1 protein-coding gene is annotated in these 313 nt (G+C 34.2%); it reads right to left on the reverse strand.

The genetic code is table 11. The features are described 5' to 3' along the window. The coding region (gene amaP / locus HFD15_RS14085) for an alkaline shock response membrane anchor protein AmaP (protein WP_167593837.1) at positions 1-307 on the reverse strand (307 nt) is incomplete at its 3' end. Positions 308-313 lie beyond the last annotated feature (6 nt).

The raw sequence follows: 313 nt of genomic DNA on the forward strand, positions 1-313 counted from the left end.
CTACAAAACCTTCAATGGCAGACTTTTTTAAAGTTAAATCTCCATTATTTGAAGTGAGTTGTACATCCATATAGGTTCGAGGATAAAAAAGAATTACAATCAAGGCGAGAATTAATATGACTGTTAAAACGATGTTCCCCCAAAACAAATAGTCTGTCATATATTTTCCTATGAACGGAATGTTACTAGAGGTCGTTGTCCTCCAATCATACTCCATGAAATTGTAATAATCCCAAGTCATTGGTAGAACAAGCGTAAGTAAAAGGAGATCAAGGATAATGAGTATTATTTTCTTTCCAGTTGCCAAAACTCC

It is taken from the genome of Lactococcus sp. EKM203L (assembly GCF_011800585.1).
Classification (GTDB): domain Bacteria; phylum Bacillota; class Bacilli; order Lactobacillales; family Streptococcaceae; genus Lactococcus; species Lactococcus lactis.